At 62.2% G+C, this 17,201-nt stretch carries 15 protein-coding genes and 1 tRNA gene; 10 read left to right on the top strand and 6 right to left on the bottom strand.

What is annotated here, in order from left to right:
• Positions 1-16: 16 nt before the first annotated feature.
• The 3 genes from HHL26_RS07100 to HHL26_RS07090 are packed head-to-tail and all read right to left on the bottom strand — an operon-like array spanning position 17 to position 3,599.
• A complete protein-coding gene (locus tag HHL26_RS07100; protein WP_066557541.1) occupies positions 17-814 on the bottom strand; it encodes an inositol monophosphatase family protein in 798 nt (265 codons plus the stop codon).
• Between the two features lie 16 nt (positions 815-830).
• Positions 831-2,057 carry a bifunctional glutamate N-acetyltransferase/amino-acid acetyltransferase ArgJ gene (gene argJ, locus HHL26_RS07095; protein WP_066557543.1) on the bottom strand — a complete coding sequence of 409 codons (1,227 nt, stop codon included), beginning with the start codon at positions 2,055-2,057 and terminating at the stop codon, positions 831-833.
• Between the two features lie 30 nt (positions 2,058-2,087).
• Entirely contained in the window at positions 2,088-3,599 is a 1,512-nt protein-coding gene (locus HHL26_RS07090; protein ID WP_066557546.1) for a glycosyltransferase family 39 protein, read from the bottom strand.
• Positions 3,600-3,826: 227 nt separating this feature from the next.
• Between HHL26_RS07090 and secA the strand changes: the two genes are divergently transcribed.
• Positions 3,827-6,559 carry a preprotein translocase subunit SecA gene (gene secA / locus HHL26_RS07085; RefSeq protein ID WP_066557553.1) on the top strand — a complete coding sequence of 911 codons (2,733 nt, stop codon included), beginning with the start codon at positions 3,827-3,829 and terminating at the stop codon, positions 6,557-6,559.
• 199 nt (positions 6,560-6,758) lie between these two features.
• On the opposite strand, the gene HHL26_RS07080 is transcribed toward secA, so the two are convergent.
• From HHL26_RS07080 to HHL26_RS07070, 3 genes are all read right to left on the bottom strand, one after another.
• Positions 6,759-7,217 carry a DUF983 domain-containing protein gene (locus HHL26_RS07080; RefSeq protein ID WP_240962388.1) on the bottom strand — a complete coding sequence of 153 codons (459 nt, stop codon included), beginning with the start codon at positions 7,215-7,217 and terminating at the stop codon, positions 6,759-6,761.
• Between the two features lie 267 nt (positions 7,218-7,484).
• Positions 7,485-7,685: a hypothetical protein gene (locus tag HHL26_RS07075; RefSeq protein WP_066557556.1), complete on the bottom strand. Its 201-nt coding sequence runs from the start codon at positions 7,683-7,685 to the stop codon at positions 7,485-7,487.
• 91 nt (positions 7,686-7,776) lie between these two features.
• Positions 7,777-7,866: transfer RNA gene (locus HHL26_RS07070), tRNA-Ser, on the bottom strand.
• Between the two features lie 148 nt (positions 7,867-8,014).
• On the opposite strand from HHL26_RS07070, the gene HHL26_RS07065 reads away from it, so the two are divergent.
• From HHL26_RS07065 to HHL26_RS07025, 9 genes are all read left to right on the top strand, one after another.
• Positions 8,015-9,052 (top strand): lytic murein transglycosylase, encoded by a 1,038-nt coding sequence (locus tag HHL26_RS07065; protein ID WP_066557642.1) that lies wholly within the window; start codon positions 8,015-8,017, stop codon positions 9,050-9,052.
• A gap of 80 nt (positions 9,053-9,132) precedes the next feature.
• Positions 9,133-10,296: a D-alanyl-D-alanine carboxypeptidase family protein gene (locus HHL26_RS07060; RefSeq protein ID WP_066557644.1), complete on the top strand. Its 1,164-nt coding sequence runs from the start codon at positions 9,133-9,135 to the stop codon at positions 10,294-10,296.
• A complete protein-coding gene (gene tmk / locus HHL26_RS07055; protein WP_066557650.1) occupies positions 10,293-10,934 on the top strand; it encodes a dTMP kinase in 642 nt (213 codons plus the stop codon). The genes HHL26_RS07060 and tmk overlap by 4 nt, the downstream gene beginning before the upstream one ends.
• Entirely contained in the window at positions 10,931-11,893 is a 963-nt protein-coding gene (locus tag HHL26_RS07050; protein ID WP_066557652.1) for an AAA family ATPase, read from the top strand. Before tmk ends, HHL26_RS07050 begins: the two co-directional genes overlap by 4 nt.
• A gap of 43 nt (positions 11,894-11,936) precedes the next feature.
• Positions 11,937-13,499, top strand: coding sequence for a methionine--tRNA ligase (gene metG / locus HHL26_RS07045; protein ID WP_066557658.1), 1,563 nt, complete (start codon positions 11,937-11,939; stop codon positions 13,497-13,499).
• 4 nt (positions 13,500-13,503) lie between these two features.
• Positions 13,504-14,292, top strand: a complete 789-nt coding sequence (locus tag HHL26_RS07040; RefSeq protein ID WP_066557659.1) for a TatD family hydrolase — start codon at positions 13,504-13,506, stop codon at positions 14,290-14,292.
• Positions 14,289-15,068 carry an MBL fold metallo-hydrolase gene (locus HHL26_RS07035; RefSeq protein ID WP_066557661.1) on the top strand — a complete coding sequence of 260 codons (780 nt, stop codon included), beginning with the start codon at positions 14,289-14,291 and terminating at the stop codon, positions 15,066-15,068. The genes HHL26_RS07040 and HHL26_RS07035 overlap by 4 nt, the downstream gene beginning before the upstream one ends.
• A 16-nt stretch (positions 15,069-15,084) precedes the next feature.
• Complete coding sequence (locus tag HHL26_RS07030; protein WP_066557663.1) at positions 15,085-15,720, top strand: TIGR02281 family clan AA aspartic protease; 636 nt, start codon at positions 15,085-15,087, stop codon at positions 15,718-15,720.
• Positions 15,717-17,012, top strand: a complete 1,296-nt coding sequence (locus HHL26_RS07025) for an MFS transporter (protein ID WP_066557664.1) — start codon at positions 15,717-15,719, stop codon at positions 17,010-17,012. The genes HHL26_RS07030 and HHL26_RS07025 overlap by 4 nt, the downstream gene beginning before the upstream one ends.
• The last annotated feature ends 189 nt before the right edge of the window (positions 17,013-17,201 follow it).

The raw sequence follows: 17,201 nt of genomic DNA, 5'->3' as shown, positions 1-17,201 counted from the left end.
CCGTCCTTTCCCTATTTCAGCGGAACAGCCGCTCCGCCGCCAGATCCCAAAGGCGCGGGGACGAAGCCCCCAGCAGCCCGCGCCGCAGATCGCCCACGACATAGGGCGATCCGTCCAGCCGCTGGCACCGCCCGCCCGCCTCATTGAGAAACAGCGTTCCCGCCGCATGATCCCAGGGCAAAGTGCGCGCGAAGACCGAAATGTCGTTCTGCCCCAGCACCAGGCGCGGATATTGCTCCGCAGCGCAGCGGGGAATATCCACCAATTGGAAACTGGCCTTCGACCGGCGCTTGATGTCGGCGCGTTCTTCATCGGTCATGAAATAGACGGCGAGTGCGGCGATTGGCAGCGCTTCGCCGCTTTCCCGGGCATAGACCTGCTTGCCATCGATATGGCTGCCCGCGCCCAATATGGCATGGCATAGACGTCCCGTCAGCGGGTCCAATATCCACCCGGCCAGGATTGTCCCCGCATCGGCCAGCGCGACCATGATGCCGAAGGGCGGCTTTCCCGCTGCGAAATTCCCCGTTCCGTCGATTGGGTCGATGATCCAATTGAGGCCGTCGCCTGCGCGGTCCAGGATGGCGGGATCGGCAGCGCAGGCTTCCTCCCCGATGATGCCCGCTTCCGGCAATATGGCGGCCAGCCCTTCGGCCAGTCGGATTTCGCTTTCCTTGTCCGCGATGGTGACGAGGTCGTCGGCCGCTTTCTCGCTGACTTCATGGCTGGCGAGATTCTGGTAGCGCGGCATCACGACGTCCCGCGCCACTTCGCGCATCAGCGCGACGACAGGATCGTGCAATTCGATCGGCATCGGCTCCGCCCTATTCTCAGCTACGATAATCCGCGTTGATCGAGATATAGCCGTGAGTCAGGTCGCATGTCCAAACTGTCGCCCGACCGTCGCCAAGCCCCAGATCGACGCCGATCAATATGTCCTGTCCCTTGAGATGGGCTGCCACCGGCACTTCGTCATAGCCCTCGACCGCCAGGCCGCCGGAAGCCACCTGAGTCGCGCCGAAACGGATGGAAAGCCTGTCCCGATCGGCAGGCTCGCCCGCCTTGCCGATTGCGGCCACCACGCGGCCCCAATTGGCGTCCTCCCCGGCAATGGCCGTCTTCACCAGCGGCGAATTGGCGATGGAAAGGGCGATGCGATGCGCGCTCGGATCGTTTTCCGCGCCCTCGACGGTGATCTCGACGAATTTCGTCGCGCCTTCCCCGTCGCGCACCACCAGATGCGCAAGCTGGCGGCAGAGATCGCCCAGCGCCGCCGCAAAGGCATCCGCTCCGGCATCCTCCATGGAAGTGAGCGGCGCATTGCCCGCCTTGCCCGTAGCAAAGGCCAGCACAGTGTCGCTGGTCGAGGTGTCGCTATCGACCGTGATGCAGGAAAAGGTCTTCCTGTTGGCGGCGGACAGCATCTGCTGCAACAGCTTGGGATCGACGGCGGCGTCGGTGAAGATATAGCCGAGCATCGTCGCCATGTCGGGCGCGATCATCCCCGAACCCTTGACGATCCCGACCAGCTCGACCCGCGTGCCGCCGATCATGGCGGAGGCGTGAGCGCCCTTGGCATAGGTATCGGTCGTGCCGATGGTCGTCGCGGCATCTTCCCAGCCGCAGGGGGGGGCCGTGAAAGCAGCTTCCAGCCCGGCCTCGGCCTTGTCCACCGGCAACGGAACGCCGATCACTCCGGTCGAAGAGATGAAGATATCCGAAGGCTGGCAGTCCAGATGATTGGCGACCTTGGCGGCGATCGCCTCCACGGCGGCGCGGCCGCGATGCCCGGTAAAGGCATTGGCGTTACCCGCATTGACCACCAAAGCCCGCGCAGATCCCAGCGGAATGGCGTCCCGGCACCATTCCACCTCGGGGGAGGGGCATTTGCTCTGCGTCGTGACGCCCGCGACCGCCGTACCTGCGGTCAGTTCGACATAGGTGAGGTCGCAGCGGTCCCAATTCTTGTAGCGCGCTCGCGCCACGCGCGCCGTAACGCCCGCAATGGGCGGAAGATCGGGGAAAGCGGCGGGGGCAAGGGGCGAGCGTTCAGTCATGCCCGTCGATTAGCGCAATATGCCCGTCCGTCAACGGCGAGATGGGCGGATATACAGCTTTCCGACGCCGTCCGGCATGGCGAGCATCCGATAGGCACGCCGCTTTGCATAGGCGATCAGGCTGTCGTCGGGTCTCAGAGGCAGTTTGCGCGTCCCCATTTCATAGCCGACCAATATGGCCTCGGGCGGATCGCGGTCCAGATCCGTCAAGATTGCCGGGATCATCGCATGAATGCTGCGCGCTTCGGCCTTGTCCATCGTCCATCCCGTCCGATAGACGAAGGGGCCTGGAGCAAAGCGCCGGTCGATGTTCAGGCCGCTATCGACCAGTTGCTGGGGCGAAAGGCTGACGATCTCGTCATCGCCGGTCAGAGCGCGCACCTGCGCCCCCGCCCAGCGAGCGTTGGCGCTCGCGGTCAGGATAGGCGATCCGTGGCGCGTCATCGCTGCGACATGGCCGCCCGACGGCAACAGCCCCGGCACAGCGGCAAGGCAGAGCAAAGCGATCAAACCCGGCCGCATACGACCATGCCATGCCCGCGCATCGTCCAGCATGATGCCGAGCGCCAAGCCCAGCGGCGGCAGCAGCGGCATGACATATTGAAGCTGCGACGGCGTGGGCAATGCAGCGCCGATCAATCCGCCGCCGATCATCCAATAGGCAAACTGCCTCTCAGGCGGGCAGGCTCGCCCGCGATTCGCCCACCCATGGCCAAGGATCATTGCAAGGCTCATCAGAGCCGGTCCCCGCCAGAGATATTTCGCGAGGTCCGCGAATTTCTCGCCCAATGCCAGCTCGTCGCCCGCCCCATTGGCCGCATACCAGGCGAAGGGACCGCTCGCGGCAAAGGTGACGACGCCATAGGAAAAGGCGGCTGGCGCTGCGGCCCAGGCCATGAGCATCGGCGCGATCCCGGCCAATGCGCCAAGGGCGAGCCAAAGGGCATGGCGGCGATAGGCCAACAGGGCAAAGCCGCCCGCCGCCGCGCCCAATGGAATGAAATTGAGCTTGGCGGCGATCGCCAGCCCGAAGAACACCCCCGCCGCGAACCAGTGGCGCCGCCGCCCGATGTGCAGCGCTGCGATCATCAGGAGCATCGCCAGCGTGGCCAGCATGGTTGGCAGCATGTCGTTGCGCGTCACGCTGGCGGTGAACTGAAACGCTGCCGTGGTGGCCATGGAGATGGTCGCGAGGACCGCGCTGCCGCGTGAAACGCCTGCCCGGCGCTGAACAAGGTATAGCAGCAGGAGCGTGCCGACCGCACAGGCCGCCGTAGCAAGCCGCATCGCCGCGAGCATCTTTCCCGGAAACGCCCAGGTGAGCGGCGCGAACAGCCAAGCGTGCAGCGGCGGCTGAAGGTAGAGGAAGTCCCGATAGATCAGCATGTGCGAACTGAACCAGGCACCCGCTACATATTGGCTCTCATCATGATCTAACGGCGTGGCGAGCGCCGTAATCCCGAACCAGAGAAGGGCCGCAACCACCGCCATCACGATAAAAGTCGCGCCACGCAACTTCATGCGGGCAGGGGCGGGAACCATCGTCAAATGCCTCTCATTTTATCAGGCTTTGGCACAAGACGCCGCGATCCGCCAATATCCCGCTTATCCGATCATTTCGTTTCTGAAAATTGGCGCGGTCAGCCCTTATTGGGATACCAGGACATACCCGCTCTGATTGACTAACGCCTGTGCGCCCCCTAAATCGCCGCGCATGTCTGCGTGCGTCGCCCTTAAGGCGCGCGCGTCCCCTTTTGTCAGGAACTTGCATGTTCGGCGCACTCGCCAAGTCCATTTTCGGCTCCTCCAACGACCGCTATGTGAAGTCGCTGGGCAAGACCGTCGAACAGATCGCGTCTTTCGAACCCACCATCTCCGCGATGACCGATGAGGAATTGACGGCGCAGACCGTTCGATTCCGGGAGCGGCTGGCGCAGGGCGAAACCCTGGACAGCCTGCTGCCCGAAGCCTTCGCCACGGTGCGCGAAGCGGCCAAGCGCACGCTGGGCCAGCGCCATTATGATGTGCAGATGGTCGGCGGCATCGTCCTCCATCGCGGCGAGATCGCTGAAATGCGCACGGGTGAGGGCAAGACGCTGGTCGCGACGCTTGCCACTTACCTGAACGCGTTGGAGGGGAAGGGCGTCCACGTCGTCACGGTGAACGACTATCTGGCCAGCCGTGACTGCGAATGGATGGGGCAGGTCTATCGCTTCCTTGGCCTCACGACCGGCGTGATCGTGCCGAACCTGTCGGAAGACCAGCGGCGCGAGGCCTATAACGCCGACATCACCTATGCGACGAACAACGAACTCGGCTTCGACTATCTGCGCGATAACATGAAGTACGACCGCGCATCGATGGTGCAGCGGCCCTTCAACTTCGCCATCGTCGACGAGGTGGACTCGATCCTGATCGACGAAGCGCGCACGCCGCTTATCATTTCGGGGCCGACCGATGACAAGTCGGAACTCTATGTCTCGGTCGACGCCATCGTGAAGCGGCTGGACGAGGCCGATTATGAAAAGGATGAGAAGCAGCGCACCGTCACCCTGACCGAGGACGGGACCGAGAAGATCGAGCGCATGCTGGAAGAGGCGGGGCTGCTTCAGGGCGCCAACCTCTATGATTTCGAGAACACCGCCGTCGTCCATCACGTCAATCAGGCGCTGCGCGCGAACGCCATGTTCCGCCGCGACATCGATTATATCGTCAAAGACGGCAAGGTCATCATCATCGACGAGTTTACCGGCCGCATGATGGACGGCCGCCGCTGGTCGGACGGCCTGCACCAGGCGGTGGAAGCCAAGGAAGCGGTGAATATCGAGCCGGAAAACCAGACCCTCGCCTCAATCACCTTCCAGAATTATTTCCGCATGTACCCGAAGCTGGGCGGCATGACCGGCACGGCCGCGACCGAAGCGACCGAATTCTTCGAAATCTACAAGATGAACGTCGTCACCATCCCGACCAACCGGCCGGTGCAGCGGGTCGACGAGGAAGACAGCTTCTACAAGAATCTGGAAGACAAGTTCCGCGGCATCGCCAAGACCATCAAGATCCACGCCGAGCAGGGCCAGCCGGTCCTCGTCGGCACGGTATCGATCGAAAAATCGGAAATGCTGTCCGAGTTCCTGAATCAGGAAGGGGTCAAGCACGCCGTCCTCAACGCCCGCTTCCATGAAAGCGAAGCGCATATCGTCGCGCAGGCGGGTCGCAAGGGCGCGGTGACGATCGCCACCAACATGGCCGGTCGTGGCACCGACATCAAACTCGGCGGCAATCTGGAAATGCGCGTCGAGGATGAGCTGCGCGACATGCCGGAAGGACCGGAGCGCGAGGCGGCCATCGCCCGCATCGATGCCGAAATCGAGGCCGAAAAGGCCGAAGTGCTCGCGGCCGGCGGCTTGTTCGTCCTCGCGACCGAGCGGCATGAAAGCCGTCGCATCGACAATCAGCTTCGCGGTCGTTCAGGCCGTCAGGGCGACCCCGGCCTGTCCCGCTTCTACCTCAGCCTTGACGACGATCTGATGCGCATCTTTGGCCCGGACACCATGTTCGCCAAGATGATCCGATCGAACCTGGAGGATGGCGAGGCGCTGCCCCCGTCCAAATGGCTGAGCAAGGCGATCGAGACCGCGCAGAAGAAGGTCGAGGCGCGCAACTACGATATCCGCAAGCAGGTCGTCGAATATGACGACGTGATGAACGACCAGCGCAAGGTCATTTACGAACAGCGCAGCGACATCATGGACGCGGAGACGGTGGACGATGTCGTCGTCGACATGCGGCATGAGACGGTCAACGATCTGGTCGGCGCCTCCTGCCCGCCGGGCACCTATCCCGAACAATGGGACATGGAGCGCCTGAAGGCCCGCACAGCGGAGGTGCTGAACCTCGAACCCGATTTCGACGCCTGGCTGGCGGAGGATCATGTCGATCCGGAAATGATCGAGGAACGGCTGACTGCGCTGGCTGACGAAGCCGTGGCGGAGAAGGTCAAGGAACTCGACCCCGAAAACTGGCATATGATCGAGAAGAGCATCCTGCTCCAGAGCCTCGATCATCATTGGAAGGAGCATCTGTCGACCCTCGACGCGCTCCGCCAGGTCGTGCACCTGCGTGCTTATGCACAGAAGACGCCGATCAACGAGTATAAGCAGGAAGCCTTCGCCCTGTTTGAGCGGATGCTGGGCAATATCCGGGAGGATGTGACCGGGTCGATCGCCCGCGTTCAGTTCCGCATGGAGGAACCGCTGCCCGAATTCGAGCTGCCGGTACTGCCCGACTTCATCACCACGCATATCGATCCCTTTTCGGGTGAAGATAATAGCGGGGACATTGACGGCGGACAGATTGGCGGCATCACCACGACTTTGCCGCGCCCGCCTGTAGGCGCTGGTCAGGGCGGAGAATTCGCCAATCTGGACATCAGCCGGAACGCGCCGTGCCCCTGCGGTTCGGGCCAGAAATACAAGCATTGCCACGGCGCGCTTAGTTAAGCGCGCCGAGATTTCTGCCATACTGATCTAGGGTGTGTGGAGATTCAGCTCAGGGTGAGGCGAAAATTGCGGATTTCGAGAACCGGCGCGCAGCGACCATGAAGGTCGTGAGCACCGGAAGCGCAGAAAGCCGCGATTTGCAGCCCGCCATAGGCTGAATCCCCACACACCCTAAATCGACAGGCTCCGCAGGCGGCCGTTAATCGCCGGGCCGACCGCCGTGCAATTTCGCCCATAATTGAGCGGTGCCGGCTTCCTGGGCCTTGTTCACATATTGCGCGGCGATCAACCATCCCTTGATTGGCCGCAGGGGCAGGATCGTCGTCAGGATCAGCACCGGAACGCCGACCGCCAGATGGACCCACAGCCCCGGTCGCGCCAAGATTTCCAGCATGATGATGAAGACAACTCCCGGCACGCAGGCGAACAACTGCACGAACACGGCTGGCCCGTCCGCCGGATCGGCAAAGTCATAATTCAGCCCGCAGACCTCGCAATGATCGCGCACCGTCAGAAAACCGCGAAATATATGCCCCTCGCCGCAGCGCGGGCAGCGGCCCAAGAGCCCTGTCTCGATCGGTGAACGCCGTTTCCATCGTCCGCCATTTTCCGCCGCCGATTGCATCGTTGAAATCCCGCCTGTGTCGTCCATCGTCATGCCATCCTATCAACGGCAGAAATGTCGGCATTCCAGGGGAATTTTCAATTGGGCTTTTTGCCCTGGGGATGCCTGCCTTCGACCATATGGGTTACGTTACGGAAAGCATGCGCTCTACCTTTGGGTAGATTGCCAGAAACCCGCCCCCTTGCTATGCGGAGGATGATTTGGATGCCCGACAGCAAACAAGTCGCGCTCCCGGCTATCCCTTGCCCGGGGGCGCTTTTTTTTAAATTCTGTGCGTGGGTAGAAGTTCCCGCCAGCCGATCACGGCTCTCTTTCCATCGCGTCGTGCAGAACCTGATCGGGGCAGGACAGCGCCAAGGCCCTGACTTTATAGCGCAGCGCGAGTTCGCGATGGGCCGCGACCTCCTGCGACGAAGCGCTCCGCCGTGCCGCAGCATCGGCCTTCGCGGTTTCCTCTCTTGCGCGCCGAAACAAATAGCGCGCGTCAGTATCGGCAGACATCGTCACCTCCGATGATGAACGAGCCGATTCTAGCATCGGAAAAACCGCCCCGCTTTAACCAGGATCAATTTTACCGACTTGAGGAAGGGAATGGCGGACAGGGTGGGATTCGAACCCACGGTGAGCGTAAACCCACGGCGGTTTTCAAGACCGCTGCCTTAAACCACTCGGCCACCTGTCCGTTGCCACGCTTCCTAGCGAACCCGGCGGCCATGCCAAGAGCAAAATCGCAGGAAGGCGCTTTCGGCGCTGGAATGGCGTCATGCGCCAATAAGGGGATTCACGCCACGGCATCCCTGTGCAACAAAAGGGGATAAGGAGATTCTTCAATGCGTTCGTCGATCATGTCGCTGTTGCTGGGACTGGCTGCCGTCATGGCGGGCAGCCTGACGGCCGACAGCGTCATGGCGCAGGAGGATGTCGCCTTTCGCGCATATCTCGAATCCCTTCGTCCCAGGGCTCGCGCTCTGGGCATACGGGACGCGACCCTGGACAGCGTGTTTCCGGGCCTGACGCCCAATCCGCGCGTGGTTCAACTCGATCAAACCCAGCCCGGCGGCAGCATTTATGCGCCGATCCCCAATTTCGAGCCCTATCGCCAGCAACATGTCGATGCGGCGCGCATCAGCCGGGGTCGCACCGCCTATCTCGCCAATCGCGCCCGGCTGGCCAGGATCGAGGCGGAAACCGGCGTGCCGGAGGAGGTCATGGTCGCCATTTACGGCCATGAAACCAATTACGGTTCCTACACCGGCGATTTCGACCTGATCCGTTCCCTCGCGACCCTCTCTTATGAAGGGCGCCGGCGGACGCTGTTCGAGCCGGAATTGCTCGCGACGCTCAAGATGCTGGACAATGGCGTCCCGCGCAGCCGACTGGTGGGCAGTTGGGCAGGGGCGACGGGCTATCCCCAATTCCTACCCAGCGTCTATCTGCGGCTGGGCAAGGATGGCGATGGCGACGGTCGGGTCGACATCTGGAATAGCGAAGCCGACGCGCTCGCATCCATCGCCAATTATTTCGTCCATGCCGGATGGCGGCGGGGTCAGCCCTGGGGCGTCGCCGTGTCCGTGCCCGTCAACCTCGATCGCGCAAGCATCGCCGCGCGCACCAATCCGGCCCGTTGCGAGCGCGTGTTCAACCGGCACAGCCGCTGGCTCAACATGGCCGAATGGCGGCGCATGGGGGTTGTGCCGACTGGCGGAAGCTGGCCCGGCGACGGAGTGATGGCGACGCTGCTGGAACCCGATGGTCCGGGCAAGACCGCTTATCTGCTCACCAGCAATTACCGGGCGATCCTCGATTATAATTGCTCGAACTTCTACGCCCTGTCGGTCGGCCTGCTGGCCGATGCGGTGAAGCAATAGAGCGCTTTGAGATCGGCCCTCTCATGGCTAATGAAAGCGCAAGGCACTCGAAGAATCCACCAGTCCGAAGGCAGTCCCGCATGAAGAAGTCCATCGCCGCCCTCCTTTTCGTCGGGTTGCTGTCCCAGCCGCTGACCGCCGCCGCACCGCCCTATACCGGCGAAGCGCCGATCGCCTATCTGAAGGACCTTTCCTCGGGCGCCGTCCTCTATGACAAGGGCGGCGAGACGCGAATGCCGCCCGCTTCCATGGCGAAGATGATGACGGTCCACGTCGCCTTCCGTCTGATCCAGAAGGGCGACCTGAAGCTCGACCAGAAATTCACGGTCCGCCCGGAAACCTGGCAGCAATGGCACGGCCCCCAGGCCGGTTCGACCATGTTCCTTTCCCCCGGCGAGCAGGTGTCGGTGGAAAATCTGCTGCATGGCATCGTCACCCTCTCGGGCAATGACGCCTGCGTCGTGCTGGCGGAGGGCATTGCCGGAACCGAGCAGGCCTTCGTCGCGCTGATGAATCAGGAGGCGAAGCGCCTAGGCCTCAAGAACAGCAATTTCGGCACCAGCAACGGCTGGCCGGACGAAGGCGTGACCTATGTGACCGCCGCCGACCTCGCGAGCCTGGCCGAAGCGACGATCGAGGAAACGCCCGGGCTCTACAAGAAATTCTACGCCACGCGCGCCTTCACCTGGGGCAAGACGATGGGCGGCGCGGATATCGAGCAGGGCAACCGCAATCCCATTCTTGGCAAGGTGGCGGGCGCCGACGGGCTCAAGACCGGCCATACCGAGGAAGCGGGCTATGGCTTCACCGGATCGGCCGAACAGGAAGGCCGCCGTCTGGTAATGGTCGTCGCCGGCCTTACCAGCGCCAATCAGCGCATTGCCGAATCCGTGCGCTTCATGGATTGGGGCTTCCGCGCATGGAAGGCGCAACCGCTGTTCAAGAAAGGACAGACGGTGGAAACCGCCGAAGTCCAGCTCGGCAGCGCCACCAAGGTCGCGCTTGTCGCGCCGCAGGACATGGCCGTGACCCTGCCCCGTGCGGCGTCGTCCAACATCTCGGTCAAGGTTGCCTATACCGGCCCGATCAAGGCGCCCATCGCCAAGGGGCAGAAGATTGCCCAGTTGATCATCTCCACGCCCGATACCCCGCCGCAGATCCTGCCGCTGGTAGCGGGCGAGGAAGTCTCCGAAGCGGGCATATTCGGCCGTCTGTGGAACGGGCTGAAGTCGTTCTTCGGGTGACGGCCACTCGAACGACAAGGGGCCGCTTCATCTCTCTGGAAGGCGGGGAGGGGGCCGGCAAGTCGACCCAGCTCCGGGCGCTTGCCGCGGCACTGCGCGCCCGCGGGCTGGAAGTGGTCGAAACCCGCGAACCGGGCGGCAGCGAAGGTGCGGAAGCCATTCGCGCATTGCTGCTGACCGGCGGTGCCGATCGCTGGAGTCCCCGCGCCGAAGCGCTGCTGTTCGCCGCTGCCCGTGCGGACCATGTCGAAAAGTCGATCCGGCCTGCGCTGGATCGCGGCGCATGGGTGTTGTCCGACCGCTTTCTCGACAGCAGCCGCGCCTATCAGGGCATGGGCGAACTGACCGATGCGGACATATTGACGCTCCACCGGATCGGCAGCGAGGGCTTCCTGCCCGATCGCACCCTCTTCCTCACCTTACCCGAGGCGGAAGCGACGGCGCGGGCCCGCTCCCGGGATGGAGATGCCTCCGACCGGATCGGCGGGCGCGATCGCAGTTTTCATCAGTCCGTTGCCAGGGCTTTCACGCGCTTTGCCGAGCAGGAGCCGACGCGCTTCCTCACGGTAGATGCGTCGGGCGACAGCGAGGCGGTGACGGAGCGCTTGCTGCATGCGCTGCAGGATTTGCTGCCATGACGTCACTGCTCGGCCATGACGAACAGGCGCGCACATTGCTGAGCGCGGCGCGGAGCGGGCGTCTGCACCATGGCTGGATTCTGGCTGGCCCGCGCGGCATCGGCAAGGCGAGCTTCGCTCGCGCCATGGCGCTGCGCCTGTTGGCGGAGGCAGCCGGGCCACCGGTTTCGGCCGAAGGGCTGGACGTGCCGCAGGATCATCCGATCCGCCGCCTGTTCGAAGCCGATTCCCATCCCGACTATGCCGAGCTTTACTGCCTGGAAAAGGAGAGCGGCACGGCGCGCAACATCACGGTCGATCAGGTCCGTGGCCTCCAGCGCCTGATCCAGTCGGCTCCGTCCATGTCCTCGCGCCGCATCGTGGTGATCGACAGCGCGGACGATCTGGAGCGCGGCGCCGCCAACGCCCTGCTCAAAAATCTCGAAGAGCCGCCGGCCGACATGCTGTTCCTGCTGGTCAGTCACGCGCCTGGCCGCCTGCTTCCGACCATCCGTTCCCGCTGCCGCACGCTGCGCTTCGATACGCTTGGCGAGGACGCCATGCGCACCATATTGCGCGCTGCGGATGAAGCGCTGTCCGCAAAGGAATTGAACGCCCTGATCCACGCGGGAGAGGGTTCGCCCGGCAAGGCATTGCGTTATGCTGGCCTGAATATCGCGGACATCGAACAGTCGCTCCTGGCGATTGCCGCAGATGGCGATCCGGGCAACCGCCAGCGCCTGCTCCTCGCCAAGACGCTTGCGTCGAAAGCGGCGCGGCCCCGCTACGAAGCCTTTCTGGAACGCGCGCCTGCCTTCATCGCGGATGCGGCTCGCCAGCGGCAGGGGAGCGACCTCGGCAAGGCGCTCGACCATTGGGAAGCCGCCCGCCAGCTTGCCAGCGGCGCCATCATCCTGTCGCTGGAACCAAGCGCGGTGGTGTTCGAACTGGCCGGGCATGTCGCGGCGCTCGCGCACTGAAAAGCGGCTTTGCGCAAGGGCTAACTATCGCTAGGGAAGGCCCATGTCGAAGCCCTACACCATCACCACCGCCATCAGCTATCCCAATGGCCGCCCGCATATCGGCCATGCCTATGAGGTGATCGCCACCGACGCGATTGCCCGTTTCCAGCGGATGATGGGCCGCGATGTCTTCTTCCAGACCGGCACGGACGAACATGGGCTGAAAATGGCCCAGACAGCCCGCAACCGGAATATGGAGCCGCGCGAGTTGGCGGACGAAATGGCAAGCTATTTCAAGGCTATGAACGATGGTCTGAATATCAGCTATGATCGTTTCATCCGCACCAGCGAGCCGGATCATCACAGCGCCAGCCAGGCCATCTGGCAGGCGATGGAGGCCAATGGCGATCTCTATCTCGGCCGCTATGAGGGTTGGTATTCGGTCCGTGACGAAGCCTTTTACGACGAGAAGGAACTGACCGAAGGGGAGGGTGGGCAGAAACTCTCGCCCCAGGGCACGCCGGTGGAATGGACGGTCGAGGAAAGCTGGTTCTTCCGCCTGTCCGCCTATCAGCAGAAACTGCTGGACCTATACGCCAGCCAACCGGATTTCATCCAGCCGGACAGCCGACGCAATGAGATCATGCGCTTCGTTGAGGGCGGCCTTTCCGACCTCAGCGTCTCGCGCACCAGCTTCGACTGGGGCGTGAAGGTACCCGGCAGCGACGGACATGTGATGTATGTGTGGGTCGATGCGCTCACCAATTATCTGACCGGCTGCGGCTATCCGGACGACGCCGAACGCATGGCCCGCTATTGGTCGGAAGGTGGCGATATCACGCACATCATCGGCAAAGATATCGTGCGTTTTCATACGGTTTATTGGCCAGCTTTTCTCATGAGTGCGAAGCTGCCTTTGCCGAAACAGGTGTTTGGCCACGGCTTTCTCCTCAATCGAGGTGAGAAAATGTCCAAGTCGCTGGGCAATGTGGCCGATCCGATGGAACTGGCCGAGCGTTTCGGTGTGGACCAGCTCCGCTATTTCCTGCTGTCCGAAGTCACTTTCGGCAATGACGGCAGCTACAGCGCGGAGGCAATCGTCGCCCGCTCCAACAGCGACCTTGCCAACAGCTTCGGCAATCTGGCCCAGCGGACCTTGAGCTTCATCGCCAAGAATCTTGAAGGCCGCCTGCCCGAACCGGCCGCTCAGGATGTCGACAGCGACCTCCTCAAGACCATCGCTGAGGCCGCGCAGACCTTCCAGGCCGCCATGGCCGATCTCGCGCCGTCTGTTGCCATCGAAGCATGGATGCGGGCGGTCTTCGCCTGCAACGCCTATATCGACGCGCAGGCGCCTTGGACGCTCCGCAAGACCGACCCCGCCCGGATGGAGGCAGTGCTCGCCACTCTGTACGAAGCCATCGCCCATCTCGCCATCACGATCCAGCCGGTCATCCCGGCCAGCGCCTCGGCCCTGCTCGACCAGATGGGCGTGGCAGGGGAAAGGCGGAATTATGCCGCCATCGGCAGCGACTGGTACGCGCAGCTTCGCACCGTGGGTTTCATCCTCGGCGCGCCCAAGCCACTTTTCCCGCGCCTCGAATTGCCCGCCGAAGAGGCGTGAAACCATGCTGATCGACAGTCACTGCCATTTGAATTACAAAGGGTTGATCGAGGATCAGCAGAACGTGCTCGAACGGGCGCGCGGCGCCGGTGTTGGCCTGATGCTCAACATTGCCACGCGTGAAAGCGAATGGGACGATGTGTTGGGCACGGCACTGCGCGAACCCGATGTCTGGGCGACCGTCGGCATCCATCCGCATGAGGCAGACGAACATCCGCATGTCGACACGGCCAAGCTGGTCGAACGCGCAGCCCACCCGCGTATCGTGGGCATAGGCGAAACCGGCCTGGACTATTATTACGACCATAGCGATCGCGAACGGCAACAGCGCAGCTTCCGCTCCCATATCGCGGCGTCCCGCGAAATGGGACTGCCGTTGATCGTCCACACGCGCGATGCGGAGGATGACACGCTCGCCATCATGCGCGATGAAATGGGGAAGGGGGCTTATGGCGGCCTCATCCACTGCTTCACCGCCAGCGGCGCCTTTGCCGATGCTGCGATGGAACTGGGTTTCTATATCAGCATTTCCGGCATCGTGACCTTCAAGAACGCCAGGGATTTGCAGGAAACGGCCGCGCGACTGCCGATCGACAGGCTGCTTATCGAAACCGACTCTCCGTTCCTCGCGCCAGTCCCCCATCGCGGCAAGTCCTGCGAACCCGCCTTTGTAGCCGACACCGCCCGCTTTCTCGCCAATCTGCGGGGAGAGAGCGTCGAACAACTGGCCGAAGCGACGTCAGCGAATTTCCGCAAGCTTTTCAGCAAGGTCGGAGCCACATCCGCAGCATGAGCCTCAAGCTCACCATCCTGGGCAGCGGCACCTCCTCGGGCGTTCCCCGGATCGGCAATGACTGGGGCGCCTGCGATCCCGATGAACCGAAAAACCGACGCACCCGCGCCTCGATCCTGATCGAAAGTCCAACCACGCGGCTTCTGATCGACACCTCGCCCGATATGCGCGCGCAATTGCTGGCGGCGGAGGTGGTTCATATCGATGCCATCCTGTGGACGCATGACCATGCCGACCACAGCCACGGCCTGGACGATGTCCGCCAGCTCTATCATCATCGCGGTACTCCCGTGCCCGGCTATGCCCGGCCGCAGACGCTCAGATTGCTCCGGGAACGCTTCGGCTATGCTTTCGAGGGACGCCACGGCTATCATCCCACGATCGAAGCCCATGCGCTGCCCGACGGCCTGCGCATCGGGGATATCAGCATCGCCTGCACCGATCAGCCCCATGGCGAAATCTTCTCCACCGGGTTTCGCTTTACATATGATGGCCATTCTATTGGCTATGCCACTGACTTTCATGACATGACGGTCGATATGCTGGCCCTTTACGACAGGCTGGACATCTGGGTGGTCGATGCCTTGCGGGAAAAGCCGCATCCGACCCATGCGCATCTGGCGCTTACAATGGATGCCGTGCAGGCCGTGCGGCCCCGACGTGCCATATTGATCCATATGGACCAGAGCATGGACTATGCCACCTTGCGCCGGACACTCCCGGAAGGGGTGGAACCGGGCTATGACGGTCTGGTAGCCGAACTGGGCGGGACGTAGAAGGCGGGGTGGAAGCATGGATGGCGATCAGGCAATGTCCAGTCTCTGGTATGTGCTGGCGCTTGTCCTGGTCGGATCGGCCCTCTTGGCCCGACGCGCGCCGTCGGGCGGTCTCATGCGCATGGCGATACTTTGGATCGTCATCTTTGCCGCGCTGCTCGGCCTGTTCAAGACCGGTGAGAAATTCGGCCTGTTTTCCGGCCGCATGAGCGGGGAAGGGGGCGAGTCCTCATCATTGTCGAGCAGTGACGCGCCCGCACCATTGCCCCCTGCGCGAGCGGAGGGGCAGGCGTTGCGCATTCCCATCGCGGCGGATGGACATTATTGGGTGGAAGGCATGGTCAACGGCACGCCGACCCGTTTCCTGATCGATAGCGGCGCAAGCGTCACGGCCTTGTCCGTAACCTCGGCTCGGGCATCCGGGCTCAATTTTGACCTCAATGCTCCCGGCGTCAGCATGATGACCGCGAACGGCAAGATCGACGCAAAACGCTCCACCATAGCGACCCTGGCCATCGGTCCGATCCGTGCCAGCGATATCGACATCGTCATTTCTCCTGCCTTCGGGGATGTCAATGTGATCGGCATGAACATGCTTTCGCGCCTGAAAAGCTGGGCAGTGCAGGACGGTGAAATGGTGCTGACCCCATGACGTCACCGCTTGCGGCGCCCAATCAGCGGGAGCGCCTGAAGGCCATTATCGGCGGCTCCACCGGCAATCTGGTCGAATGGTATGACTGGTACGCCTATTCGGCCTTCACCCTCTATTTCGCACAGCATTTCTTCCCCAACGAAGATCGCACGGCCCAACTGCTGAGCGCAGCGGGAATCTTTGCGGTCGGCTTTCTGATGCGACCGATCGGCGCGTGGTTGATGGGAATCTATGCCGATCGTCATGGCCGCAAAAGCGGTCTGACCCTCTCGGTCGCGTTGATGTGCGCGGGCTCGCTGCTGATCGCGGTGACGCCATCCTATGCGACTATCGGTGTGGGCGCGCCTTTGCTGCTGGTCCTTGCCCGGCTGATGCAGGGGCTGTCCATCGGCGGAGAATATGGCGCCAGCGCAACCTATCTGTCCGAAATGGCCGGACGCAGCCGGCGCGGTTTTTATTCCAGTTTCCAATATGTCACGCTGATCGCGGGACAACTTGTCGCCATCTGCGTCCTGCTGCTGCTCCAGGCCATGCTAAGCGAAGCCGAACTGGACGCCTGGGGATGGCGCATTCCGTTCCTGATCGGCGGAGCGCTGGCCATTGTCGTCTTCTGGCTGCGGCGCGGCCTTTCTGAAACCCAAAGCTTTGCCGTCGCTAAAGCTGAAGGCGCGCCCAAATCCGGCTTTGTCGAACTCATTACGCGGCATCCTCGCGAAACGCTGACGGTGATGATGCTGACGGCGGGGGGGACAATCGCTTTCTATGCCTATTCCATCTACATGCAGAAATTCCTGGTCAACACCAGCGGTCTCAGTCGAGAAATAGCGTCTCAGATCAATGGGATAACGCTTTTTCTTTTCATGCTGATTCAACCGCTTGCAGGCGCGCTCTCCGATCGCATCGGCCGTAAGCCTTTGATGATCGGCTTCGGCATATTGGGCGTGATCGGCACTTATCCGATCTTCGCGACGCTGGCCGTCACCAAGAACCCGTTTATTGCGGGCCTGCTCGTGATGGTCGGTTTGATCATCGTCACCGGCTACACCTCGATCAACGCGGTCGTGAAGGCGGAGCTTTTTCCGGCGCATATCCGGGCATTGGGGGTTGCGCTGCCTTATGCGCTGGCCAATACCTTGTTCGGCGGCACGGCGGAATTCGTCGCGCTGTGGTTCAAGCAGATCGGGATGGAGCAGGCATTCTATATCTATGTCACGGTGATGATCGGCATCTCGTTGGTCGTCTATATTCGAATGCGGGATACCCAGCGGCACAGCCAGATATTGGAGGATTGAACCTGGGCGGATTGTTATGGATTTAACATAATATATATTATCGAACTATGCGATTGTAAGCGGGTGGATTCTAAATCGAAGTGCGAAATCCTAGGGTTTATAAGGGTTTGATCCCTTTTCCAGGAAGGCACGCGATGAACGGCTATCAGCATTTGGGTTTGGATGAGCGGCGGGATATCTATCGGCTGA

The sequence above is a fragment of the Sphingobium sp. TB-6 genome, from assembly GCF_012927365.1.
Taxonomy (GTDB): Bacteria; Pseudomonadota; Alphaproteobacteria; order Sphingomonadales; family Sphingomonadaceae; genus Sphingobium.
This window is presented reverse-complemented; position numbering and strand designations above follow the sequence as displayed.